The sequence below is a fragment of the Candidatus Omnitrophota bacterium genome, assembly GCA_030688425.1.
Taxonomy (GTDB): domain Bacteria; phylum Omnitrophota; class Gorgyraeia; order Zapsychrales; family JANLHA01; genus JAUYIB01.
Map to the genome: position 1 here is coordinate 192,715 of JAUYIB010000012.1, position 24,125 is coordinate 216,839.

The window sequence follows — 24,125 nt, forward strand, 5'->3', positions numbered from 1 at the left end:
CTCAAAGGCCCCTCTTTTTGACCACTTTGGCCGGGACGCCGACGGCCACGACATTGTCCGGGATGTTGTTGATGACCGCGGCCCCGGCGCCGATGACGGCGTTCTTGCCGATCGTCAGCTTTTCGATGATGTTCGCGCCGATCCCGACATAACTCCCCTTCTTCAGAACAACGTTGCCGGCCACATTGGCCCCGGGATTGACCGTCACAAAATTTTCGATCTGGGTATCATGCCCGATGGTACAGCCCGCGTTAAGGAGCACGCCCTTGCCCAGCGTCACGCCGGTCTGCACGCAGGCCAAAGGATAGATCACGGTCCCGGCGCCGATGGACGTCCCGGCCGGGACAACCGCAGAGGGATCGGCATGCGAGATCATGTTCAGGCCGGCCTTCTCGGCCTTGAGGAACACTTTTTCCCGCTGAAAAAGGTCGCCCAGCGTCACCACCGCCGCGTCATAATCCTTTAAAGAAAAATTCTCCCAGAAAATCTTCTCGGCGATGACCGGGATCCCCGCGATGGCCGGCTGGATCGGGCTGACGTCCACAAAAAGGCAGATATTCAGGTCCTTGCGCTTCTGCAGCAACGGCAGGACTTCGCCCGCGTATCCGCCGGCGCCGAAGATCACCGTCCGAAGGATTTTCTTTGAAAACCGCGGCGTTATTTGGATGAGAGATTTTGCCATGTGATCAGGTCGTCCTGTTTTAAAGGTTTTTTTATTTTCTTCCCCAGCAACGCTTCAAAATGTTTGGGCTCAAGCCCTGTGCCGGGCCGCTTGACCCCGATCGTGGCCCGCGTCAAAAAGCTTCCGGCGGGCAGGTCGGACAGGGCCACAACGCTCTTGCGCAGTTTCTTCCTGTTTTCCGACTCGCAGGCCAGAGGACGCTTGCGGCCGTCGCCGAGGACCTTCTCCGCGCCGCGGATGGTCCGGACGATTTCGCCGAACTCTTCCGGGGTTGCCGACGCGCGATGGTCGGGCCCGGGCAAATTTTTGTCCAAAGTCAGGTGCTTTTCATACGCCCTGGCGCCCAGCGCCACGGCAACCGCCGCCGTGACCGTTGCCATCGTATGGTCGGAATACCCGACCGGAACGCCAAATTTTTCCAGGTCCTTCATGGCCCGCAGGTTCACGTTCTCCGGGGCCGTCGGGTAATTCGCCGTGCAATGGAAAAGCACAAGTTCCCGGCAGCCGGCCTTCGCGACCGCCCGGACGCTGGCGCCCACTTCCTCCATCGTGCACATGGCCGTGGACAGCAGGACCGGGCGCTTTTTCGAAGCCAGATATTTCAAAAAAGGAATATTATTGGCGTCGGTTGAGGCCACCTTGAACGCCGGCACGTCCAGGTCGTCCAGCAAGTCCGCGCTTTCCTCGTCATACGGCGTTGAAAGGAACAGTATGCCGGCCTTCCGGCAATGGCGGATGATCGCCTCGTGCTGGGTGCGGTCGAGCTCCTGACTCTTCAAAAGATCGAACCAGGAACCGGCCTTGCCGGTGGTTTCAACGTGATAGGTGGACTTGGGGGCCTTGCGGGTGTTGAGGTTCTCGGCCTTGAACGTCTGAAATTTCACCGCGTCGGCGCCTGCCTTCTTGGCTGCGTCGACGAGTTTCTTGGCCAGACCGAGGTCGCCGTTGTGGTTGACCCCGGCCTCGGCAATGATAAAGACCGGCTGATCGGAAGCGATCCGCCGGTCCGCGATTTTGACACTGGATTTAAACATAAATTACTTGGCAACCTTTTGCTTCTTCATTCCGGAGCATTTTTCGAGAACGGCCTGAAGATGCTCGATCACGTAATCCTGCTCTTCCCGGCTGATCTGATAAAACAGAGGAAGGCACATGACCTCCCGGGTGACCCGCTCGGCGACCGGGCAGGCTTCGCGTTTAAATTTTTTATACGGCTCCTGCTGATAGACCGCCAGCGGCCAGGAGACGTTGACCCGGATCCCCTTCTCCAGGAGCATAGCCTGGACCTTGTCACGGTTCGGGACCAGGACCGGGAACAAAAACCAGGGATGAGTCACGTCAGGGGCGACATGCGGCAGGGTGATGTTCGGGACGCCCCGCAGTCTGGAAAAATAATAGTCCGCGCCCTGCTTGCGGCTGGCCAGGACGTTCTTGATGCGCTCGGCCGTGGTCTGGGCCAGGCCGATCGCGGCATTGAGGTCCGTCATCCGGTGGTTGAACCCCAGAAGAGGATGGATATATTTATGGTCGGGGTCCTCCCCCTGCCAGCGGATGATCCTGGCCCTGCGGTCGTATTCATCGCTGTTCGTGAACACCATCCCGCCCTCGACCGTGGTGAAGATCTTGGCGATGTGAAAACTGGTGATCGCCAGGTCCCCGAAGGAACAGAGCTTCTTGCCCTTGTATTCCCCGCACAGCCCCGGAGCTCCGTCCTCGACGACAAAAAGCTTGTGCTTGCGCGCGATGGCCAGGACCCGGTCGTAATCCGGCCCCTGCCCCGCGTAATCCACAGGGATGATGCAACGGGTCTTCCTGGTGATCTTCCGCTCGATGTCGGCGGGGTCGATGGTGAACGTGCGCGGGTCGATGTCGGCAAAAACCGGAACGGCGCCCTGATAGCAGACAGCGTGCGCCGTGGCAATGTAAGTCAAAGCGGGGATGATGATCTCGTCGCCCGGCTGGATCTCGAGGCACTTGAAAGCGACATCCAGGGCCGCGGTGCCGTTGCTGGTGGCGATCGCGTGCTTGACGCCGACGTATTGGGCCATGCGGGCCTCAAACTCCTTGACCTTGGGGCCTGTGCCCACCCAGCGCGATTTGATGACCTCAACGACGTTTTTCATTTCGTCATCGTCAAAATACATTTTTGACCACGGGACTTCCATATTTTCCTTTCCTTCGGTATAGGTCCTACCCGGCGCGAAGCCGTTGTTCGGCGTCTTTCCGGAACCTTTGCAGAGACTCTTCCATCGTCGGGACCGGCCGGCCCAGGGCCCGGGCCAGCTTTGAGGTGTCCAGGGACAGGTCCTTGGCCCGTTTGGCCTTGAACGCGAAATCGCCGACCCGGGACGGCTCGATCAAACTTTTATCCAGTCCGAACAGGTCCGCGACCCGGCAGGCAAAATCATATTTATTCATCGCGGTGGAACTGGCCACGTGATAAACGCCTGTCAACTCCCGCTCCCACGCGGCGCGTAACAGGTCGGCCAGGTCCATGGTGTAGATCGAAGAAAAAACAGCGTCCGTGAAACCCTTGATCCGGCGCTTGTGGGACAACTCATCGATGACCCACTCCGCCAGGCTGCGTTTGTTCTGGACGTTCCATCCGAAAATATTTGTCCGGGCGACCAGGGCCCGGCTGTTTTTCAACGCCGCCCCTTCCGCCTCAAGCTTGGTCCGGGCGTAAACGTTCAGCGGCGCGACCGGGTCATTCTCTTTGTACCGCCCCTTGGCCCCGTCAAAGACCAGGTCCGTTGAAAGATGGACCAACCGCGCCGGCAGCGCGCCGATCGCGCCCACAAGGATTTGCGTGACGCGGACGTTGGCGTCAAAGGCCTTTTGCGGCTGCTCCTCGCACACGTCCACATTCGTCAGGGCCGCGGTATGCACCAGGACCTGCGGCTGAAATTCCGCGATGGCCTTCCGGACGGCGGATTCCTGCAATAGATCGAGTTTCCGGGTTTCAATCCCGGGGAGGTGCCAGGGATGCTCGCAATAAATCCCGAGGATTTCGCACGTGTCTTTCCAGGCCCTGGCCAGGCTGTTTCCCAGAAGCCCGCTGACGCCTGTGATCAGGACTTTCGTTTTGTTTTTTGCTTGCCCCATACCTTCTCGTGCGGGATGTCGTCCATCGACCAGCGGGATTTCTCAATGGAATAATCTTCGGAAATTTTCTCGGTCAGGACCTTGAGCTCCGCGGCTGTCAGCCAGTCGGTATTGGCGTCCGACGTGTATTTGAACCCTTCCGCGCACAGTTCCCCGCCGCCGTTGGCATGGCCTTTCAAAAGGCCGGCGAGCAGGCGGGCGTCGGACTGGACCACATAGCATTCCTTGAACCGGACCGTGCTGCGGGCCTCGTCCTCACTGATCAGGATCTCGTGGAGCTTTTCGCCGGGACGGATGCCCTTGACCTCCAGCCGGCAGTTGGGGCAGATCGCCCTGGCCAGGTCCATGATCCGCATGGACGGGATCCGCGGGACAAAAATTTCCCCGCCCTGGGCCCGTTCCAGGCAGCGGATGACGAAATGCACCGCCTGGTCAAGCGTGATCCAGAACCGCGTCATGCGCTCGTCCGTGATCGGCAAAACGCCGGTGCGGGCCATCTCCTTGAAAAACGGCACGACCGAGCCGCGGCTGCCCAGGACATTGCCGTAACGCACGACCAGAAACTGGGTCCCGCCGGGTTTGCTGTAGATGTTGTTCGCGGCCACGAAAAGTTTGTCTGAGCAAAGCTTGGTCGCGCCGTAGAGATTGATCGGGTTGCAGGCCTTGTCCGTCGAAAGGGCCACGACCTTGGGGACCTTGTTGTGCAGAGCGGCGTCGATGACGTTCATCGCGCCCAGGACGTTGGTTTTAATATATTCTTCCGGGTTGCGCTCGGCCGTGGGGACCTGCTTGAGGGCCGCGGAGTGGATCACATAATCGACGCCGTCAAAAACGCGGAGCAACCGCTCGCGGTCGCGGACGTCTCCCAGAACGTATTTGAGGCAGGGGTGTTTGGTTGGGCTCCACTTCTGGGCCATCTCGAACTGCTTGAGTTCATCGCGGCTGAAAATGATAAGCTGTTTGGGTTTGTAGTGGGACAGGACCGCCTGGATCATCTTCTTTCCGAATGATCCGGTGCCTCCGGTAATGAGGATGGATTTGCCGTTCAGCATGGGGCAGAACCTCTTAAAAGGAATGGGGGGATCAACGATCCCCCTTCGGGATAAATAGAATAAAGATAACGTTAATATTATAAGCCCGCCGATACCCTGTCAAGGACTAAAAAGACCGTTTTTACCCGGGGGAAAAGCCTCCGGGGATCAGGCCCCATTGCCCCGCCCCGCCTCGCCCCGCCCTTTTCCAAACAAACTGTTGTTTTCAACTGAAATTTCATATAATGTAGGGAAAACTACGCCCTTGTCATGAACTCCCTGCCCAAAATCAAAAATTTCAACATCCTGATCCTGGCCGGCTTTCTCCTCCCCCTGGCCTACTGGATTTATCTCCTTTTCAACTCCCGGATGGAGATCCGCTGGGATTCCCTGGAATACCAGTCTCTGGGAATCCTCATCCAGGAAAAGGGATGGAAAGAATATTTCATCACCGGCCCGAACCGGGAGCCGGTTTACCCGGCCCTGGTGGCGCTGGCCATGGCCATCAGCAACGGGACAGCCATGTCGGACGTCCGCGTCCTGGCGATGATCCAGTTGTCCATTCTGTTCGTGACGCAGGTGATGACCCTGGTGCTCCTCAAACGGCTGAAAGTCCATCTGCTGGTCGCCGCCGGGACGGTCCTGTACCTGGGGCTTTCCCCGGCCCTTGTCAATTCGGCCCTGAGCATGTACTCCGAAATCGCGGTTTATCCGTTCGTGCTCACGATTGTCCTGCTCACGGCGGCGGCCCGCGTCGCGGGCCGGTCCGGGCGGATAGGCCTCGTGTTCCTCAGCGGGGCGGGATCCGGGGCGTTCTTCTTTTTCGCAACGCTCGTCAAAGGGGTTTTTGAAGGGATCGCTCCCTGCTTTCTCGTCGCCGCCGTTTTACAGTTCCGGCCCCATCCCCGCTGGACGCGCAGCGCGATCGTCTTCGCGGCGGCGGCCCTGCTTGTTTTCTATAATGGCCTTTCTTTGTACAAGGCCGCCAATCTCCGGCATAACGGCAATTACACCCTGACCAACCGCGGGGCCTGGGCGCTTTACGGCAACACGGCCCGGCGCACACAGGTCATGGACAAACAGCTGTTGCTGGCGGCCGTTGCTTACGCGCCGGGAGAGGGATTTTGCAAATCGCTTCTGGATGACGAGGCGTGCCGGTTCTGGTCGGCGGGGAAATCCGACGAATTCGGATTCAACAAGCTGAAAGAACTGGAAAGCCGGGGGCTGTCCGGAGGGACACTGGACAAAGAATTGCTGCGGTTGAGCGTTCGAAAAGCCGGCGAAGCGCCCCTGCAGTATGGATTCTTCGGATTTCTGGAAGCGGCGAAGATGCTTTTCTGGGAAACCACGAAACTCGGGTTTGTGACATACCCGGTCTGGCTGGAAAAACTTTTCGATACAGTCTGGCTGAAAAACGGATTGCGGCTTTTGATGGGGATCCTGACGCTGGCCGCCATCGTTTTCGCGGCCGTCCGGCTCTGGACCGGGCGGCGGAAACAGGAACCGGGCGGGGAAAACGAGCTTATTTATCCGGTGCTCCTGATGGTCCTGTTCTTCGCCGCCTTCCACGCGCCGTTCTTCGTGCTCACCCGCTACATCCTTCCTCTGGCGCCGCTTTACCTCGTCCTGATCGCCGTCTTGATCGACAGCTGCTTCAACCGGCGGAGCTAATGCCGCTGCAATTAACTTTGTTAAGAAGTTAATTGCCAACAGCGGCATACGTGCCCCTTTTCTTAATACCCACAAAATAGTGGGAGGGGGCACTAAGGCGAAAAAATCCCCCGGTAAAGCGACTGCACGTGCTCAAACGTTTTCCAGGAACGGAAAGCCAATAAAACCGCCAGGCCCAGGATCGCCCCTTTCTGCAGCAACGGCCGGCCACGCAGGAGGCGCACGCATAGCGCGGAGAGTTGCGTCGTGGCCACAATCCCCAGCGGGGCCAGCGCGATAAAGTACCGGTTCGACACCTGGAAACCCTCCGTGCCTTCTTTTTCTTTGAGAAGCAGCATGACAATCACCGCGACGTATCCGGCAAAAACCATCCCGAGGAAAAACAGATACCTCATCCCCACCTTCACATCTTCCGTCTTTCCCTGCCCCCGGAAAAAACGTAACGCAACAAAGGCCCCCAGCAAAAATAAAAGCAAGACACGGTCTTTCGGCACGCACGCGCTGATAAGCTGGACCGGTGAATCCGCGAACCAGAAAGGATATTTGGGCGAGGTGGCGTAATAAAACCCGCAGATCATCAGTGGGGCCAGCGTCATCCCCAGGTGGTCCTTCCAGGCCCGTTTTCCGGAAACATGATAAACGACCGCGGCGGCCGTGATCTGGATCATGGACAACGACGAACTCAAGGCGAGCAGCCAATGGCAGACGGACAGCCAGCGGCGAGCGGACGAGGATGATGCTTTCCCCGCAAGATCGATCAACAATAGCGACTGGACCGTCGTCAACAGCATCAGCTGCGCGTACGGCCGGCCTTCGGCCCAGTACGCCCAGACCATGAACGAACTCAGAGCCACAGCCAGGGCGTATCCACCGGCCCAGGCCGAAAAACGGCGCGAGAAATAATAAAACAATATCCCCATCATCAACGCCATGCAGGCCAGCGGGATAAACCGCAGGACGATCTGCGACGGCGGGTGACGGTACGACCAGTTGTCCCCAGATGCCCACTCCCGCGGCGGAGTGTATTGCGCGATGAGCATCAGGGTCTTCTGGGCCACATAAAATAACGGCGAATTGTTCCCCTCCTGCTGCCGGTCTCCGCGCAGGATGTCGAGGAACGAGATGTTGTGCGACCGCATGGACGAATAGATCTCGTCGTTCCACACCGGCCTGTGCTTGGCCAGGACAAGTCCCGCTCCGAAGAACAGGACCGTCAGGACAGCGGCCGTATAAAGTGACAACCGCTTGTTCATGGCGAAAAAACCCCCGGATAATGGCCCGCGATGGACGGGATCACCTTCCACAACCGGTGGGCCAACAGATACCCCGTCCCGGACAGAAAAATCAGGCGCGCCCAGATCTTCCCGTCCAGAGATTGCCAGACGCTGTGGATCGCCAGTGTCGCGGCGATGACGCCGACGGGCGCGAGATAGATGAAATACCGGTTGGACACCGGGAACCCGGCGTGACTTTCCGAGGCCTTCCCCAAAAGAAGAGCCAGGACCGCCGCCGCCGACAGAAGCATCCCCGCCGTCAGCGCGGCGAACGGAACGGCTTTCAACAGCGCGTCGCCGCGAAAAAATCCCAACCGGCCCGTCATCCTCTGAAGACCGAAAACCGCCAGCGCCGCCAGGTAAAGGTAAAAAATATAAAAACGGTCCCGCGAGATGCTGTCCCGAATCAGCTGCTCCGGCGTCTGATGAAACCAGAGCGGATACCGCGGGGCCTGGGAATAATAACCGGCCGTGATCAGGACCGGAAGCGCCAAAAGCAGAGAATAATCTGTCCATCTCCGGTGTCCCCACGCCCAAAGCAGGGCGCAGGCGACAGCGGCCTGGACCGCGCCGAAAACGACCGTCAATGATAATAACAGATGAACTCCGGCCAGGAGCCGCCAAAGCCCCGAAACAGGCCGCTTCTCGCCGGAACGCAAAATGATCTCGAGGAATACCACGGCTTGGGCGGCGGTCAGAAAGACCCAGAGCGCGTAGGGCCGCGCTTCCACCCAATACCACCAGACCATCTGGTTCGTCAGCCCCAGAAACAGGGACAGGAACGCGGTGACAACCGAAAAACGCAGGGCAAAAAAATAAAAAATCACGGTCAAGGCCAGAGACATGAAGAGATCAGGGACCAAACGCAAAAGAATCTGGGACGGGAAATCCCGAACATCCCATTGCCCCTGCAGCCATGCTGCCGGGACCTGATAGCCGGCGAGGCCGGCCAGGGCTTTCTGCATGAGATAAAACAGCGGACAATTGTTGCCCTCATCCACCTGCCCCGCAAAAATTTTGCCGTAACTCAAACTATGGACACTGGAAACAACCGTGTAAAGCTCGTCGTTCCAAAGGGGGCGATGGGCGGCCAGAATGAGGCCGGCGGTGAACAGGATGAAAAAAATGACGGTGGAAAGAAATTTTGGGGAATGGGGCATGGTTACGGTACAAGATTGGAAATTAGCGGCGATTCAACCTTTCACTTCACCTGCGATGCGAGGGCCGGGGCTGTGTCCCGCACGCAGTTCGAGACCGCTTTACCATGATTTTTAATCAGAGAAAAGCGGGATCGCTGTTTGAGCACGGGATACAGCCCCGGCCTTCGTAGCGTTAGGGACTGCCGGGCACTCATCCCGCAACCCCGCCGATGGCGGGGACCGCGGGATCAATGGTTTGGCCCCTCTGGGCCAAACCACCTTAAATGGAATGAATGGGTTCGCGCAAAAAGCTTACGCTCACGTCGTTCCGTTATTAAATGAATTTAATTTTCTGCATCGCGAACAGGCACATCCGCAGCAATAGCAGGCCGTGGCGGAAACGCTGGATCTGGGTCGTGCCGTACTGGCGGTCCCGGTAACGGATGGGCAATTCGATGATCTTGAGGTTCAGTTTGACCGCCCCGAAGATCAGGTCGAAATCGCCGAAAGGATCGAAATCGCCGAAATAGGCGCGGTTGGCCACCAGTTCTTCGTAGTCCTTTTTGAACAGGACCTTGGTCCCGCAGAGCGTGTCCTTGAAACGCTGGCCCAGGAGCCAGGAAAAAAAGACCCCGAAAAATTTATTGGCGATAAGATTCAAAAACCGCATGGCCTGCTTTTCCATCGGATACACCAGCCGGCTGCCGTTGATGAACTCGCCGCGGTTGCGGCGGATGGCCTCGTAAAATTTGGGGAGGTCTTCCGGCGGGACCGTGAGGTCCGCGTCCAGGATCATCAGGATGTCTCCCGAGGCCTTGCTGAACCCCAGGCGCACCGCGTCACCCTTGCCCTTGCCCGTCTGCTTGAACAGCTTGATGTCCTTCTGCGGATATTTCTTCATCACGCGCTCGACCTCTTCATAGGTCCCGTCTTTCGACCCACCCTCGACAAAAATGAATTCCTGGCGCGAGCCGAACTCCGGGGTGCGCGTCACTGCGTGCTCGATGTTTCCCTTTTCGTTGCGGCACGGGACAAGGATGGTGGCCGAAAAATCACCCGGATGTTCCCCCAGCGGGCGGGCGATGACAAAATGGTCCAGCGTGAGGGCGTTGAGCCAGGGAAGCTTGGCAACATATTTATTGAGGAGCCAGCTCAGGCCCCAAATCTGGATGGGAAAGAGAATGCTCCGCTCAATCTTGACCGCTTCATAACCGCTCAGGGCCAAGAAATTTCTGATATCTCCGTGAGTGACCCAATTCTGGAGTTTCTGGGGAAGCTTGAACCCGAATTTTTCCGCGAACCGAAAAATGGACTGCCAGAGGGCGCTGTAATATTCGATGATGATCCGCGTGCGGGGATGGCAAAATTTCCGGAGCCCCGCCAACAACTGCTGGATATCGTCCACTTCACCGACCAGCCCGGACAAGATGATGTAATCGAATCGCTCCTGCCCCGGATAATCATCGATCGTCCCGGCGTAAAATTTCATGCCCGGGAACTGCCGGGCGGCGATGGCAGTCATCTCCGGGCTGAGATCGATCCCTATGCCCAGCGAGGGGGCGACGGCGTTCAGGAGCTCCCCGGTGCCGCAACCGACCTCCAGGACCTTCTTCCCCGGCGGGATGAAAAACCGGTACTGTTTGAAAAGCAGGGAATAATAATACCTGTTCTTCCGAAGGAAGGCCCCCCTCCGCTCCGCCAGACGGTCGTAATGGTCTCGGATCTCCCGGGTGGTCATCCTGTCCGCCCTTTCTCCTCCCAGCGGTCCTTGCTCTGGAGGTAAATGTCCCGAACCATTTTCTGCAGGTCAAACGTCTGCTCCCATTCGGGATAATGGTCCTTGAATTTTCTCAGGTCGCTCACATACCACATATGATCGCCGGGCCTGTTCTGCTCGTTATAATCGGTTTTCAGTTTCCGTCCGGTCACCTTTTCCGCGAGTTCGATCGCTTCACGGAGGGAACAGTTGTTCTTCCGGCCTCCTCCGATATTGTAGACCTCTCCGGGGCGCGGGTTGTTATAAAAGTGAAAAAACGCGCTCACCAGATCATGGCTATGGATATTATCGCGCACCTGTTTCCCCTTATATCCAAATATCGTATAGGGCCGGCCCAGGACACAGCATTTGATCAAATAGGCGAGGAAGCCGTGCAGTTCGGCGCCGGACTGATACGGCCCGGTCACGCAGCCGGCCCGGAAACACACGGTCTTCATGACGAGATACCGTCCGTACTCCTGGACCAGGATATCAGCCGCTGTTTTGGAAGCGCCGAAAAACGAATGCATCGACTGGTCGATGCCCATGGTCTCGGCAACGCCGTTGTGGCAGGGATGCCGGGGATCCACTTCCCAGCGGGTGGCCTGCTCGGTCAAGGGGAGCTCGTTCACCCGGTCTCCATACACCTTGTTCGTGCTTAAAAAGATGAACACCGCCTGCGGGCAGTGGCGCCGCGTCAACTCCAGAAGATTCAACGTGCCGACGGCGTTGACATGAAAATCGGTCTCAGGGTCGCGGCCGGCCCAATCGTGTGATGGCTGGCCTGCGGCATGAATAATCAGCATGATGTCCTGCCGGAATTCCTGAAAGATTTTTTCCAGGGCGGCGGAATCACGGATGTCGATGTCATGGTGCGCGTAAGACGGCAGGCGCTGGAGACGTTCCCGGTTTCCCATCGTGGAGGCCTCATCGCCGAAAAACGTCCGGCGCATGTCGTTGTCCACCCCCTCGACGCGGAATCCCTTTTCCAGGAAGAATTCTGCGGCCTGGGATCCAACCAGCCCCGCCGAACCGGTGATCAGGGCGATGTTCACGGGGCCTCCCGGCGCGGCTGTTCTTCTTTTAATACGAGATAATCCCCGATGGCCAGCGCGTCAAAATCCGTCCGCAGGAAACAATTGACGGCGTGCTCGGGCGTGCAGACAATGGGTTCATTTTCGTTAAACGACGTGTTCACCAGCACGGGGACGCCGGTGATCTTTTCAAACTCCGTGATCAATTCCCAATACCGCGGGTTGCTGCCCTTGCTGACGGTGTGCACCCTGGCCGTGCCGTCGGCGTGGGTCACGGCCGGAATGACGGACTTCTTGTCCTCCCGGACGTCGCCGATCAGGATCATGTACGGCGAAGACTGGCCTTTCGGCATCACAAAATATTCCCCGGCCTTCTCCTCAAGAACGGACGGGGCGAACGGGCGGAAAAATTCGCGTTTCTTGACGCGCTCGTTGAGACGGTCCTTCATGCCGGCATCCAGGGGGCTCACGGTGATGCTGCGGTTGCCCAGCGCCCGAGGCCCCGATTCCATGCGGCCCTGGAACCATCCGACGATCTTGCCGTCGGCGATCTGACGCGCCGTGTCTCGGGCGATATTGTCGCTCTTGCGGTACCGCAGGCCCTTCGCCTGCAGGGCCGGCTCGATGTCCTTATTTTCAAACCCAACCCCCCAGTAGACCGACTCGAATTCAAAGGCCCGCGGGTTCCCGAGGACATGATGATACTGGTAAAGCGCGCTGCCCAGGGACGTCCCGGCATCGTTGGCCACCGGCTGAAAAAAATAATTTTCAAAACCCGATTGCTCCACCACCCGCTTGTTCATCAGGCAATTCAGCACGACCCCGCCGGTCATGCAGAGATTCGGCAATCCCGTGATCGCCCGCAGGTGCCGGGCGAGAGAAACCCCCGTCTTTTCAATGACCGCCTGCAGGGCGAAAGCGATGTCGAAATGCCTCTGTTCATATTCGGCTTTCTCAGCGCGTTTCGGACCGAACTTGCGCAGGAAGGCATCGCTCATCCATTTTCGTTGCCCGTGCGTGTGGAACTGAAAATACCGGAGATTCAGGCGATACCCGCCGTCATCCGTGAAGCGGATCATGTCCTCAAAATCCCGGACATACGTGTCTTTGCCGTAAGCCGACATCCCCATCACCTTCCATTCGTCATGGAACGGCCGGAAGCCCAGATGATCGGTGATCGCGGCGTAAAAGTGCCCCAGGGAATGGGGGACCTTGATCTCTTTGAGTTTTTCGATCTTTGTCCCCTGCCCCACGGACATCATGGTGCTGGTGGATTCCCCTCGGCCGTCGAGCGTCAGGATCGCGGCCTCTTCGTAAGGCGAGACAAAAAACGCGCTGGCGGCGTGGCAAAGGTGGTGTTCGACGAAGCGGACTTTGGGAGGACGTTCCAGGCCGAAGTGCCGCTGGAGTTCGCGCCCGATGTTGTGCATCGCCAGGACCCGCTCTTTGAACGAGAGCTCGTCGCCGCCGGAGGTGGCGGTCAGAAGACGCAGGCTGGCCGGAAAAAAACGGGCCACATGGTCCATGTTCCCCCAAATCTCCCGCATCGGGACCCAGAAAAACGTGAAGTGGTCAATCTCGCGGATGGAGATCCCCTCCATCAAAAGGCACTGCTCGATGGCGTTCCGGGGATATTTCCAGGTGTGCTTTTCCCGGTTGAAGCGCTCCTCTTCGAGCATGACGCGGATTTGGCCGTCTTTGATCAGGGCGCAGGAAGATTCGTGGGAGTAACTGCTGATCCCGAGGATATACATGGGCTTACGCGTCATTAGGTCCCTTTGGAGTTATGGAAAGGACTTTATTGTAATATAAAATCGCCGGCCGTAAAACAGATTTTCTCGTCTTGTCCATAGCCGGGAGAAAACTCTCATGATATAATGCACCCGTTATGAACGATCCATTCAATCAAAAATACATGGCCGCGCGGGCGCCGGACCTTTTTGCCGGACAGCCCCGCACGTTTTCCATCGAGATATTTCCTCCCAAAACCGAAGAGGGCCTGCAGAAACTTCACGGGACCATCTCCGAACTCTGCAAGCTCAGACCGGATTTCATCTCCTGCACCTACGGGGCCGGGGGCGGCAGCCGGGACAAAACGTTCGATATCGCCCAGCACATCCAGGACAAACACGGATGCCTCGCGGTCGCGCACCTGACCTGTGTGTGCCACACGCGCGAAGAGCTCCTCGGGATCCTCACCGGCATCAAAGACCGGGGGCTCCGCAACGTCCTCGCCCTGCGGGGCGATCCGCCGAAAGACAACCCCGGCTGGACGCCCGGCGAGCACAATTTCCGGTACAGCTCCGAACTGGTCAAGTTCATCCGCGATCATTTCAGCGGCCATTTCGGGATCGGTGTGGCGGGCTTTCCGGAAGGGCACGTCCTCTGCCGGGACCGTGAGCAGGACGCCCGGTATTTGAAAATGAAAATCGACAGCGGGGCGGATTTTGTGATCACCCAGCTTTTTTTTAACAACCAGGACTATTTCGATTATGTGAAACGGCTGCGGAGGATCGGGGTCACGGCCCGGGTCATCCCCGGCATCCTCCCCGTCACCGATTACCACGGGCTGGTGCGTTTTTGCGGAAACTGCGGAACGGACATCACGGACGAAGTGAAGAAAATTTTTGAACCGATCCAGGACGACAAGGACAAGATCCTCGAAGAAGGCATCCGGTTCGCGGTCCGCCAGTGCCGGGAACTTCTGGACGGCGGCGCGCCGGGCCTGCATTTTTACTCCCTCAACAGAGTCCATCCCGTGGACGAGATCCTCAAGCAAGTCCGGCGCTGATTTCCCCTGCCCCGCCGCCGGAACACCCCGGCTATTGCGATAGACTCTTGACCCCGTAAACCTTCAAAAGGTCATTCACGTCGGTGGTTTTCAGATCAATCCCGCCGGCCTGCCCGAACGGCAGAAGAAGGATCCGTTTGCCCTGCAAGGCCTCGGCCATCTTGATCTTCACCATGGTCTTGCCGCCCTGGCTGTTCAACGCCTCGACCATTTTCTCGATCCCCTGGGATTCGGCCTGGCCTTCCTTCTCGATGGCCTGGGCGATCATGGCCTGCTGCTCATAATACGCATCCACGGAGATCTTGGCCTTCTGGAACTCGCCGTCCGCCTCGGCCACCAGCTTGTTGACCTCGCCCTGGGCCTGCTGGACCCGCTGGTTATATTCCTCGACCGTGGCCTTGGCCTCGGACTTGAAACGCTCGGTCATCTGGTCGGCGATCTTTTTCTCCTCGATCGCCTTCTGGTAGGCCGGATTGAAACGGTAATCGCGCGGCAGGACGCTCTCAACGATCACTCCGTAGGGATTGAGCGTTTTATTGAGCGCCTCCTTGACCAGGTCCGCTTTCTCGGTTCTCTTGTTGGCCACGTAAAAATCTTCCGTCTTCAACTCGCCGAAGATATCCCGCGTGACGCTGCGGGTCACGGTGCGGATAACTTTTTCTTCCAGTTCATAGTTACTCACGGCCGCGCGCTCGAGAATTTGGGGCGCCATCTTGGGATCAATGCGGTAGGAGATCACCACATCCAGGCTGATGTCGTTCCCGTCGATCGTCTTGAACAGCAGGTCATCCCGCTCCTTGCGGTTGCCGAAACGCCCGGCCGTCATCTCGATGTTGTGCAGGCGGGTGTCAAAGGTGTACCACTCATTGATGAACAGCGGGAAAAAATACGTGGCGCCCGGGGCGTAATATTCCTTGTCGAGCCCCCTCTTGCCGATGGGCGACCACTTGATGACCCGCACGCCGACTTCCGTGGATTTCGCCGAATGGGGAAAGAAGCCGACGACCAGAAGGACAATCAGGAATGGAGCAAGCTTGAAAATCGAAGAAGGTTTTGGTCCCATCGTCTTATTCCTCCGTGTTGGCAATGCCGAACATTCTTAAAGAGCTCTCCAGGTCCAGCGGGTTAAGGCCGTTCTCCCCGGTGGATGACAGGACGATCAGGTCCAGCCCCTTGTAAATATCCGCCATCTTGAGCCCGACATATTTTTCCGATCCCTGCCTCTGATAGGCCTGGTTGATCAATTCTGTCTTCTTGGCCTCGGACAGCTTCACAAGAAGATCACCCTCGGCCCGTTTGCTTCTCACGTAAAGGTCTTTCTCGGCATTGCGTTTGACCACATAGGCCTTGCCCTCCTCCAGCTTGACCTTGATCTTGGCCTCGCCTTCCTCCCGGACCTTGCGCACCAGGGCCTCTTCTCCCGAGGCCTTGGCCTTGGCCTGGTTGGTGAACACGAGCTGGTCCTTCAGTTTCTTCTCCTCGATATTTTTCTGGATCTCATCGCTGTATTTGAAATACCGGATCAGGATCTCTACGACCTCGATCCCCTTGGTTCGCAGCTCCTCGTTCAACAACTGCTTGGCCTTTTTGGCTTTCGCCACGCGGATGGGGCTGTTGTAAAACTCTTCGGTCGTCATCTCGCCGAGGGCCTCCTTCAGCTTGGCCTCGGTGCGCGGCACGATGCCGTTGTCTTCATACAGCTTCCCGGGCCCCAGGGTGGTGATCACCGCGTAGGGATCGACAATATGGTAGGGAATGCTCACGTCCACGTCCACAAAAAAACCGTCGGAGGTCTGGATGTGCGCCGCTTTTTCAATACGCGCGCCCCGGGCCGCCGTGCCAGGAAAATTGGTCAGCTCAAAAACTTGAATGTTCCTGGGAAAACGGTGCATGACCTCAAAACCCAGAGGCATGATGAAATGCAGTCCCGTGCCGTAAACCTCCTTCTGGATCCCTTTCTTGAACCCGACATTGACCTGTTTGATGCCGTACTGGTTCGGACGGATATAAACCAGACAGTTGTTCGCGATGAACCAGACGGCCATAAAGATCACGATCGGGATCAGCAGCCCGCCGAGGTCCGGCATCCGGGGCGACTTGACGATGTCCGCGTTCTTAAATTTGTCCCAACGCATAACCATATACACCTCCTGGAAAAAACATGTTAGATCCGATATCCAAACCGGTTCTCATCCTCAGGCCCGGCCGAAAGAATTCTGCGCCGCTTTCGCGATCAGAAACTATCCTATCACGATACTTTCCGAATTCCACTAAAATCGGGACCCCCGTTCGCGCATCACCCTGCCGCAAGGAATGAGACCAGGGATTATCCGAAAAGCGTCATCTGCCCTTCGCCCTTTTTCGGACGTTTCCGGGCCCCGGCCGCCTTCTCATATTCTTTCAGGGCTTCGGCGATGTCGGACAAAAACGGCGAAGCCGCGTTCTCGCGCATTTTCCCGTAAAGACGCCGCCGTCGGGCCCTCAGAAGGAAAAGCTGTTCCTTGGCCCGGGTCATCCCGACGTAAAAAAGCCGCCGCTCCTCGTCCGGATCTCCTGTCATGCGCTCCAGATTCAGGGGCAGGAGCGTTTCCTCGCAGCCCGCGATAAAAACCGCCGGAAATTCCAATCCTTTGGACGCGTGCAGGCTCATCAGGGACACCTTCTCCGCCTCAAAGGCCGCTTCCCTGCTCCGCGGCGGGCAGACATCATCCCTGTCTTCGTCCCGCTCCTCGCCGGACACGCGGAACGGGATCCCGCTGCGCTCAAACGCGAGCTTCAGCTCCCGCGCCTGGCTGTTCAGGCGGTAGAGGACGGCGATATCGCCGAAACTCCTCTGCGCGCGGCCCTCGTCGGCAACGCGGCCGGAATCTTTCGAGAACATACTCGTGCCCCCGACCATTTTCTCGATCTGATGCACGATGAATTCCGCCTCGGCCTTGTCCGTGGCCGAATCGTGGATGGTCAACCGGCCCTGTTCGAGGATCTTCGCGATCTGTTCCGGCACGTTTTGAAAACGGGCTTTGGCGATCACCTGGCTGGAGGCCGACAGAAGATTCTGCGCCGAGCGGTAATTTTCGCTCAGGGACAGCACGGCCGCGGCCGGGAAATCCGCCGCAAAGGTCTTAAAGAACCGCACGTCCGATCCGCGGAAACCGTAAATGGCCTGGTTGGGATCACCGATCGCCGTGAGCAGCACTTCGTTGCGGACAAGCTGTTTCAGCAGGGCGTGCTGGACGGCGTTGATGTCCTGATACTCGTCGACAAAAACATGGCGGTAAGCGCCCTGAATGTCCCGGGCCGCGTCATAGCTGGTCTGCAGGAGATACAGCGCTTCCAGAAGAAGGTCGTCGAAATCCAGGACCGACAGACTGCGCAGTTTCCGGCTGTAAGCTTTCACCTCTTCCGGAGGGTCGCCCGGGCCGATCGAAGATTTCCAGGCCGAGACGATCTCCAGGGCCTCCCGGCGCTCCCGCGGCTTTTTATCCGGCCAGATCTCCTTGGCCCATTCCTCAATCTCCTCAAGGGACGCCACGCGGAAATCCTTGGGCAGGTCTGTATAGCCGATGAACTCGCGGAGGACCTGCAGGCAAAAGCTGTGAAACGTGCCGGCCACGACTTTCCCGGCCGCGCCCGGAACGGACAAAAGCCGCTGGCGAAGTTCTTCAGCGGCTTTATTGGTGAACGTGATCGCGAGGACCTTTTGATCTTTGGCCAGGGACGGCGCCAGCCGGGCGATCCGGCAGGCCAGGGTATGGGTCTTCCCCGTGCCCGGACCGGCGACGATCAGGAGGTGTCCTCCTTCGTGTTCAACGGCTTTGCGCTGGGAAGGGTTGAGTCCCTCCAAAATTGTATTCACACTGTCACCGTCCGTTACTCCTTCGGCCTGACCACAAAAATATCTTCCCGCTCGTCCCAGTCCAGCCGGCCTTTATTTTCTTCCTGCCATGCGTCCCATCCCTTTTGGTCGAGGATGAACGCCCTTTCCACCAGGTTCACGTTCGCATCGATCGGCTGGGCCCGCACCCACTCCTTCCATTCCTGCTCGATCCGGGCTTTGTCTTTTCCGTAAACCTGGATGAGGGTTTCCAGGCCGAGAGGATCATTGTCCTGCTCGCGCAGGAGATTGATGAACGTCTGCAGATATCCTTTTTTGTAAAGGAACAGCATGAACGACCGTTCGGCCGCGATGTGCCGGTTGTTCAGCAGGTCATCCAGGGTCAGTTTCTCGACGGCCGCCTTGGCCTGGGGAAACCGCCAGTTGCTGAAATATCCGACGCTGATGAACAGCCGGCCCTCATCGTCGATGTAGCCCATGAATTTCTCGAAGAACATGGCCAGCCCCTCGGCCACCCAGACCGGGCACGGCTGGCGGGTAAAACCCTTAACGATAAAATGATGGACAAGCTCGTGAGTGGCCGTCCCCAAACCGCTCTCCAGGCTCACGACAATCAGATTGGCTTCCGGGCCGCGGTAATAACCGAACGGCGTCCTGGGCCCGCCGGCGCGGTTGTTATAAAATTCATATTTTCCCTGGGTGCCGAACAAATACATGTCCAGCGGCTTGTCCTGCTCAAACTGAAAAAATTTCAGCTTGAAATAGAGGGTAAATTCCTCAAAAAAAATGGAATAAAAATCGAGATCCCGGGAGGAGAGGTCTGAATAGATATGCAGGTGATCAGTGATCTTTTCGCGAGGAAGCAGATTGCGGGGTTTCGAAAACTGCGACACGATCCCCCCGGGCAGCATCGCCCCGGCCGCGATCATCAAAAAAAGCCCGATCAAAAGGGCGCGGTTGAGATTAAACGCTTTGGGCGGATCGGGAAACCCGGGCATGGGCCTCGCTCCTTCGGAAAGTCATGACAGGAAAATTGTGCTCACGGCTGTTTGGCAACCGCGGCGGCCTTCCCGGCCCACTCCAAAAGCCGGGGCCGGTCTTCGATGACATCCACCGGGACTTCGTAATAGGTTTTCAATGTCTGCCTGGCGTTGGGCTTGAACGCCGAGGAGCCCATCTTCACATAATCCGGCCGGGATTTTTCATCGGTCTTGAAATAAAGGGCTTCTTTGAAAATAATCCCGAAAAACCTTCCCCTCAAATACAGCCCCTCCCCGCCGAACATCCTCCGGCAATCCACGTCCAGCCCGGAAAGCTGGTCCAGCACAAAGTCGCGAAAAGAATGATCGGGCACGAATCCGGCTCTTTCCGTTTTTGATCGTCCTCCACCCGGGAAAATGACTCAGGGACGGGACTGTAAAACATCTTTACCGATGCTGTGGATCTCGCCCTTCAAACTGCTGGCGACCTCTCCCCTGCTCAGAAAAAGTACAATCGCCGCAGCCATCAGGACCCCGATCGGGATGAACACAAAATTCAGCGCCCAGGCCCTTTCATCGAAATACATGGCCAGAAATTCCTGCCCGCTCCCTTGCAAGAGATCATGAAAGACCGGGGCGTAGGCCTTGATGAAATAAATCTTAAATGCCGCGTACATGGGGACCAGATACATCGCCAGCACGCGCCCCCAGCTTTTGAACTGCACCAGGGCCGTTCCGGAAAGGATCAGCAGGACGCTCAGGAAGAAAAGGAGATAGATGACCATCAGGGGAAACGGGGGCGGGTCATAATTCGCGAGGAAGACGTATGATAGCGTCAGGTCCAAAAACCCCTTCAGCATCAGAATGACGGCTAACCCCATGACGCCCATTGACCATTTATTCATCCAACCCTCCTTCTTATTACGCAGGAATTAACCTTGTTGTCCTTACCGATAAGCTTGATGACCCCTCCTGATTTGCTAACGCAAATCAGGACTGAGGGTCAATGGTTTGGCCCTTCTGAGCCAAACCACCCTGAGCGGAGTCGAACGGGTTCGCCCAGCAAACTTACGTTCGTCCCGCTTCTTACCCCGCTATCGCGCAAGGGGCAGCGGGACTTCCGTAAGTTTGGGGCTCATTGAAATAACATCAACTGGTTTTCCGCCTGCTCACGCTCTTCGTCCGAAAAAATGTCAATCTCGCCGTATTCGCCGTCATAACCTGCGGCGATATGGACTTTGCTCTCGCGGACACGCCTGACGCCTTCGGCCACAAGCCCTCCGGCCGCGCGCTGAATGTCCCCCAAAGACGCTTCTCTCAATATATACAGTTCGTTGCCCAGCTTGGACAGGACCTCGATGTAAAGCTTGTGAACATTCAACGAGTTGGGCCCCACGCCCCTGGCCTCAGCGATGATTTCCGGCAAAGGGATCAGGTTATAAAACGGGCGCCAGCGTTTGGACTTGCGGCCTTCCGGGTAGTCGGCCAGTTCTTCGACCCTGGCCATGACGCCGACCGTCACCGGCTTGCCGCATTTGGGACAAAGCCCTTTGTTCTTGATCGTGTCCCGCGGATGAAGCCGCGTGTCACAGGCGCGGTGGCCGTCGTAATGGTATTTCCCCTCTTCCGGAAAAAATTCAATGGTGCCGGCCAGCCCCTTGTCCTGCGGGTCCGACAGCGCTTTGTAAATGGCCGGATAGGACATTTCGGTGTCGTAGATCGTGGCTTCCCGGCCGAGCTTGGGAGGAGAATGGGCGTCGGAATTGGACACCAGCACATACGGATCCAGCTGGCTCAGGCGCCAGTTCATCGGTGGATCAGACGACAAGCCTGTCTCAACGGCGAAAATGTGCTTGGTCAAATCCGCGAAACAGTCTTCCATCCGGTCGAACCCGCCTTTGGATCCCAGCGCCGAGAACCACGGGGTCCAGATGTGAGCCGGGATGAGATAGCTCAAAGGATCAGATTCCAGCGTGATCTCCAGGAGGTCCCGCGAATCCAGCCCCAGGATGGGCCGGCCGTCCGCCGAGATGTTGCCGATATCGCCCAGCCTGGCCTGAATCTTTGCCGCGGCCGCAAAACTCGGGGCAAAGATCACGTTGTGGACCTTGCGGACCTTGTCCAGACGCTTGTAGATATTGGAAATCTCGCAGGACAACAGAAAGCGCACCGTCCCGGCGCAGGACGGCGGGAGTTCCTTGCGGGTGGCTTTGTCATACTTGTCTTTGAGTTTGAAAAGGCCTTCTTCGGCGGGCTCGAGTTTTTCTTGAAGCTCTTTAAGCCATTTGGGATGGGTGAAATCGCCGGTTCCCACGACCTGGATACCCTTCATCCGGGCCCAGAGGGCAAGGTGTTCCAGGTTGAGCTGGGGACTGGTGGCGCGGGAATAATGGGAGTGAAGATGGACGTCAGCGTAAAACCGCATCAAAGGTTCCTTTCAAACCATGCCCAACTATCCCCGGGAGCGGGCTCCTTCTTGGGAATATAAGAATCTTATCAGAGGACCCCCCGCTCCTCAAGGGGAAAATGTCCCGTGTTGAACGGAACTCCGGATTCCGGGATGGTTCCGGATTCTTCCGTTGCCCTGGTGAAAAAAAAGGGGTTAGCCGTGAGGCTAACCCCTTCTGTATCCTGCAGAGAAAAACACGAAGAATTACTCGGCCTTCGGTTCTTCCATGGACTTGATATGATCTTCCATGCTTTCGATCATCGGGCCGGCATTTTCTTCCATTTCGCCCATCTCTTCCGCCATGCCCTCTTCGACGGCGTTCAGGCCATCTTCCATGTTGACCACGGCATCCTCAGCCATTTCTTCAACCACGTCGGCGGCCATCTCTTCAGCCACAACGCCCTTCACCATGACCTGCGCGCAGGCAGCCACGGCCAATAACACGAAAATCCACATTGTAAGCTTTTTCATTTAATTCTCCTTGTCCGTTGAAATACTTTGGATTAACTGCGAAATTTTAAAACTGTATCGAGAACCTAAAACCTGGTGCGATTGACCTGATCTCCCCCCTTTTAGACGAAGTTTTCATCACGGAACTGGAGCGTGACCAAAACCAGTTGCACGGGCTTACGTCAGGCAGCTTCAGCCCGCTTATGAATAATTTTTTAACAACAGAAATCCGCCCCCATGAAGCATCTGGGCAATTGAAGGGAACATTCTACAAAACCCCCCTGTCAAAGTCAAGCTGGAAGAAATAATGGTCTAGGGTGGAATTATTGCCAGGCAAGGCCAGCTTTGATAATAAAGAATTCGGCGGCGGCCAGAAGGATCAGGGCCGAAACCTGCTGAACGCGCTTAAGCCACATTCCCGATCTGGGCAGGACGCTCAAGGCCCCGCTGAAGGTCCCCACCAGGATCAGCGACGCCCCGACCCCGTAAGAGAAGACGAACAGGAGACTGACCGCGTGCAAAAGATTCTCCTTGGAAGCCACGTAAAGCAGGAGCGTCCCAAGGATGGGCGCCGTGCAGGGGCCGACGATCAGGCCGGCCGCCATTCCCAGCAGGAGGATGGTCCATAGACTGCGGGGCTTGGATTTGTTACGGAGATTGAACCCGAGAAAGGGCAGTTGGATGACATCCAGCATAACCAGGGCGAAGACCAGCAGGGTGTTTCCGATCGCCAGAAAAACCAGCGGGTGCTGCTGGAACTGACCGAAGGCCTTGCGGGTCAGCACAGCCGCCACTCCAAGAACGCAATAGGTCACGGCCAGGCCCAGGACATAAACCACGGACAGCCAAAAACCGCTCAGCTTGGTGCCCTGGGTATTGGCGCCGGCAATCAATCCGGCGGTGACAGGCAGGACCGGGTAGACGCATGGGGTAAAGCTGACCAGCACGCCTGCCCAGAAGACCGCAAAATAATCGAGAAAATTGCCTGAAAGGTGTTCCACCCGCCGCCTCCGATGTTGGCCTGAAAATATGCCTCTCATTATATAATCACTCTTTAAAAAAATAAAGGACTTATCTGGAAGAGGGGAGCGGGCGTTTAATCCTCATTTATAAAAGCCGCAAAGGCGGACCAAAAAAGACAGCGCCTGAGAAGGCGCTGTCTTTGCATGTTCCGGCAGGAATCCGGCCGTTATTCTTTCTTGGCCAGATAACGCGCAGCCGCGTCGCGGCCGCCCAGGCCGAAGGCCAGGGCCAGTGCCAACACGACTCCGCCAAACCAGATATGGAACACCGTGCCGGTAAACAGGATCCCGAAGCCCATCTCTTCCAAAGCCATCTTGGCCGTGGTGAACAACACAGCCCAGCGGCTCACGCGTTCCAGAAGTTTTGGTTTCGGCAGATCCAGGTTGCTGGCGACGGCATGGATCACAACAGAGACGATCTTGGTCATAAGCAGACCGATGACCAGAACAAAGACGCCCGAGAGAACTCTCGGCACATAGGCCATCAGCAGCACGATCAGGCCGCGCCCGGCCGTCACGCCCATCGCTTCCAAGGCGAGAATAAGGAAGCTCAGCGTGACCACAAGATACACAAACCCGGCCAGCAACTCACCCAGCCCGTGCTTAATACCCCCTTTGCGAAGGAGACCCGTTAAGCCGATCTTGTCCGACAGCTTGTCGACAGGAATCTCCTTGCAGATGCGGTGAATCACGGCATGAAGCACTTTGGCCAGGATGAGGCCGAGGACAAGGATCAACACGACGCTGACCAAAGCGGGGATAAAATCTGCAACCTTCATGACCATTTCAAGAAACGGAACAATAATGAATGTCTTGATGGTCGCCATTTGACTCCCCTCCTTTCTTCTTCCAGCGTTTTGTGCGTTGTCCCACACAAAGCGTCTAATTCAAATATAGCACGCCTTT

General features: G+C 57.2%; 22 protein-coding genes. 2 read left to right on the forward strand and 20 right to left on the reverse strand.

Translation table 11 applies throughout. The annotated features are described in order from the left end of the window. Position 1: 1 nt before the first annotated feature. From Q8Q08_01965 to pseB, 5 genes are read right to left on the reverse strand one after another with little or no spacing between them, the layout of a single operon-like run. Positions 2 to 682, reverse strand: a complete 681-nt coding sequence (locus Q8Q08_01965) for an acetyltransferase (protein MDP2652775.1) — start codon at positions 680 to 682, stop codon at positions 2 to 4. Continuing rightward, positions 658 to 1,716: an N-acetylneuraminate synthase gene (gene neuB / locus Q8Q08_01970; protein ID MDP2652776.1), complete on the reverse strand. Its 1,059-nt coding sequence runs from the start codon at positions 1,714 to 1,716 to the stop codon at positions 658 to 660. Before neuB ends, Q8Q08_01965 begins: the two co-directional genes overlap by 25 nt. 3 nt (positions 1,717 to 1,719) lie before the next feature. Then, on the reverse strand, positions 1,720 to 2,847 hold the full coding sequence (locus Q8Q08_01975; GenBank protein ID MDP2652777.1) for a DegT/DnrJ/EryC1/StrS family aminotransferase: 1,128 nt from the start codon (positions 2,845 to 2,847) through the stop codon (positions 1,720 to 1,722). A gap of 25 nt (positions 2,848 to 2,872) precedes the next feature. Beyond that, on the reverse strand, positions 2,873 to 3,787 hold the full coding sequence (locus tag Q8Q08_01980; GenBank protein ID MDP2652778.1) for an SDR family oxidoreductase: 915 nt from the start codon (positions 3,785 to 3,787) through the stop codon (positions 2,873 to 2,875). Then, positions 3,754 to 4,839 carry a UDP-N-acetylglucosamine 4,6-dehydratase (inverting) gene (pseB, locus tag Q8Q08_01985; protein MDP2652779.1) on the reverse strand — a complete coding sequence of 362 codons (1,086 nt, stop codon included), beginning with the start codon at positions 4,837 to 4,839 and terminating at the stop codon, positions 3,754 to 3,756. The genes Q8Q08_01980 and pseB overlap by 34 nt, the downstream gene beginning before the upstream one ends. 249 nt (positions 4,840 to 5,088) lie before the next feature. Here pseB and Q8Q08_01990 point away from each other — a divergent pair, with 249 nt between their 5' ends. Then, positions 5,089 to 6,489, forward strand: a complete 1,401-nt coding sequence (locus Q8Q08_01990) for a hypothetical protein (protein ID MDP2652780.1) — start codon at positions 5,089 to 5,091, stop codon at positions 6,487 to 6,489. Positions 6,490 to 6,581: 92 nt separating this feature from the next. Here the strand turns inward: Q8Q08_01990 and Q8Q08_01995 are convergent, their stop codons facing one another. The 5 genes from Q8Q08_01995 to Q8Q08_02015 all read right to left on the reverse strand — a co-directional run bounded on the left by Q8Q08_01995 (position 6,582) and on the right by Q8Q08_02015 (position 13,461). Further along, complete coding sequence (locus Q8Q08_01995; protein ID MDP2652781.1) at positions 6,582 to 7,742, reverse strand: hypothetical protein; 1,161 nt, start codon at positions 7,740 to 7,742, stop codon at positions 6,582 to 6,584. After that, positions 7,739 to 8,923, reverse strand: a complete 1,185-nt coding sequence (locus Q8Q08_02000) for a hypothetical protein (protein MDP2652782.1) — start codon at positions 8,921 to 8,923, stop codon at positions 7,739 to 7,741. The genes Q8Q08_01995 and Q8Q08_02000 overlap by 4 nt, the downstream gene beginning before the upstream one ends. A 313-nt stretch (positions 8,924 to 9,236) precedes the next feature. Next, the gene (locus Q8Q08_02005) at positions 9,237 to 10,640 is read right to left on the reverse strand and encodes a glycosyltransferase (protein ID MDP2652783.1); all 1,404 of its coding nucleotides are present in this window, start codon (positions 10,638 to 10,640) and stop codon (positions 9,237 to 9,239) included. Then, positions 10,637 to 11,713 (reverse strand): NAD-dependent epimerase/dehydratase family protein, encoded by a 1,077-nt coding sequence (locus Q8Q08_02010; protein MDP2652784.1) that lies wholly within the window; start codon positions 11,711 to 11,713, stop codon positions 10,637 to 10,639. Before Q8Q08_02010 ends, Q8Q08_02005 begins: the two co-directional genes overlap by 4 nt. Next, positions 11,710 to 13,461 (reverse strand): carbamoyltransferase C-terminal domain-containing protein, encoded by a 1,752-nt coding sequence (locus Q8Q08_02015; GenBank protein ID MDP2652785.1) that lies wholly within the window; start codon positions 13,459 to 13,461, stop codon positions 11,710 to 11,712. The genes Q8Q08_02010 and Q8Q08_02015 overlap by 4 nt, the downstream gene beginning before the upstream one ends. Positions 13,462 to 13,580: 119 nt before the next feature. Between Q8Q08_02015 and metF the strand changes: the two genes are divergently transcribed. Next, the gene (metF, locus tag Q8Q08_02020; protein ID MDP2652786.1) at positions 13,581 to 14,483 is read left to right on the forward strand and encodes a methylenetetrahydrofolate reductase [NAD(P)H]; all 903 of its coding nucleotides are present in this window, start codon (positions 13,581 to 13,583) and stop codon (positions 14,481 to 14,483) included. 31 nt (positions 14,484 to 14,514) lie between these two features. Here metF and Q8Q08_02025 read toward each other — a convergent pair whose 3' ends face one another. From Q8Q08_02025 to Q8Q08_02070, 10 genes are all read right to left on the reverse strand, one after another. Next, the gene (locus Q8Q08_02025) at positions 14,515 to 15,546 is read right to left on the reverse strand and encodes an SPFH domain-containing protein (GenBank protein MDP2652787.1); all 1,032 of its coding nucleotides are present in this window, start codon (positions 15,544 to 15,546) and stop codon (positions 14,515 to 14,517) included. 4 nt (positions 15,547 to 15,550) lie between these two features. Continuing rightward, complete coding sequence (locus tag Q8Q08_02030) at positions 15,551 to 16,624, reverse strand: SPFH domain-containing protein (protein MDP2652788.1); 1,074 nt, start codon at positions 16,622 to 16,624, stop codon at positions 15,551 to 15,553. Positions 16,625 to 16,809: 185 nt separating this feature from the next. Then, entirely contained in the window at positions 16,810 to 18,339 is a 1,530-nt protein-coding gene (locus Q8Q08_02035; protein MDP2652789.1) for an ATP-dependent helicase, read from the reverse strand. A gap of 14 nt (positions 18,340 to 18,353) precedes the next feature. Further along, complete coding sequence (locus tag Q8Q08_02040; protein MDP2652790.1) at positions 18,354 to 19,316, reverse strand: hypothetical protein; 963 nt, start codon at positions 19,314 to 19,316, stop codon at positions 18,354 to 18,356. 41 nt (positions 19,317 to 19,357) lie between these two features. Beyond that, positions 19,358 to 19,672, reverse strand: a complete 315-nt coding sequence (locus Q8Q08_02045; protein ID MDP2652791.1) for a TfoX/Sxy family protein — start codon at positions 19,670 to 19,672, stop codon at positions 19,358 to 19,360. Between the two features lie 48 nt (positions 19,673 to 19,720). After that, positions 19,721 to 20,203: a hypothetical protein gene (locus tag Q8Q08_02050; GenBank protein MDP2652792.1), complete on the reverse strand. Its 483-nt coding sequence runs from the start codon at positions 20,201 to 20,203 to the stop codon at positions 19,721 to 19,723. 230 nt (positions 20,204 to 20,433) lie between these two features. After that, positions 20,434 to 21,723 carry an endonuclease Q family protein gene (locus Q8Q08_02055; protein ID MDP2652793.1) on the reverse strand — a complete coding sequence of 430 codons (1,290 nt, stop codon included), beginning with the start codon at positions 21,721 to 21,723 and terminating at the stop codon, positions 20,434 to 20,436. Between the two features lie 228 nt (positions 21,724 to 21,951). Then, the gene (locus Q8Q08_02060) at positions 21,952 to 22,218 is read right to left on the reverse strand and encodes a hypothetical protein (GenBank protein MDP2652794.1); all 267 of its coding nucleotides are present in this window, start codon (positions 22,216 to 22,218) and stop codon (positions 21,952 to 21,954) included. Between the two features lie 302 nt (positions 22,219 to 22,520). Further along, positions 22,521 to 23,198: a cytochrome c biogenesis protein CcdA gene (locus Q8Q08_02065; GenBank protein MDP2652795.1), complete on the reverse strand. Its 678-nt coding sequence runs from the start codon at positions 23,196 to 23,198 to the stop codon at positions 22,521 to 22,523. Positions 23,199 to 23,386: 188 nt separating this feature from the next. Continuing rightward, positions 23,387 to 24,046 carry a hypothetical protein gene (locus tag Q8Q08_02070; GenBank protein ID MDP2652796.1) on the reverse strand — a complete coding sequence of 220 codons (660 nt, stop codon included), beginning with the start codon at positions 24,044 to 24,046 and terminating at the stop codon, positions 23,387 to 23,389. Between the last annotated feature and the right edge of the window lie 79 nt (positions 24,047 to 24,125).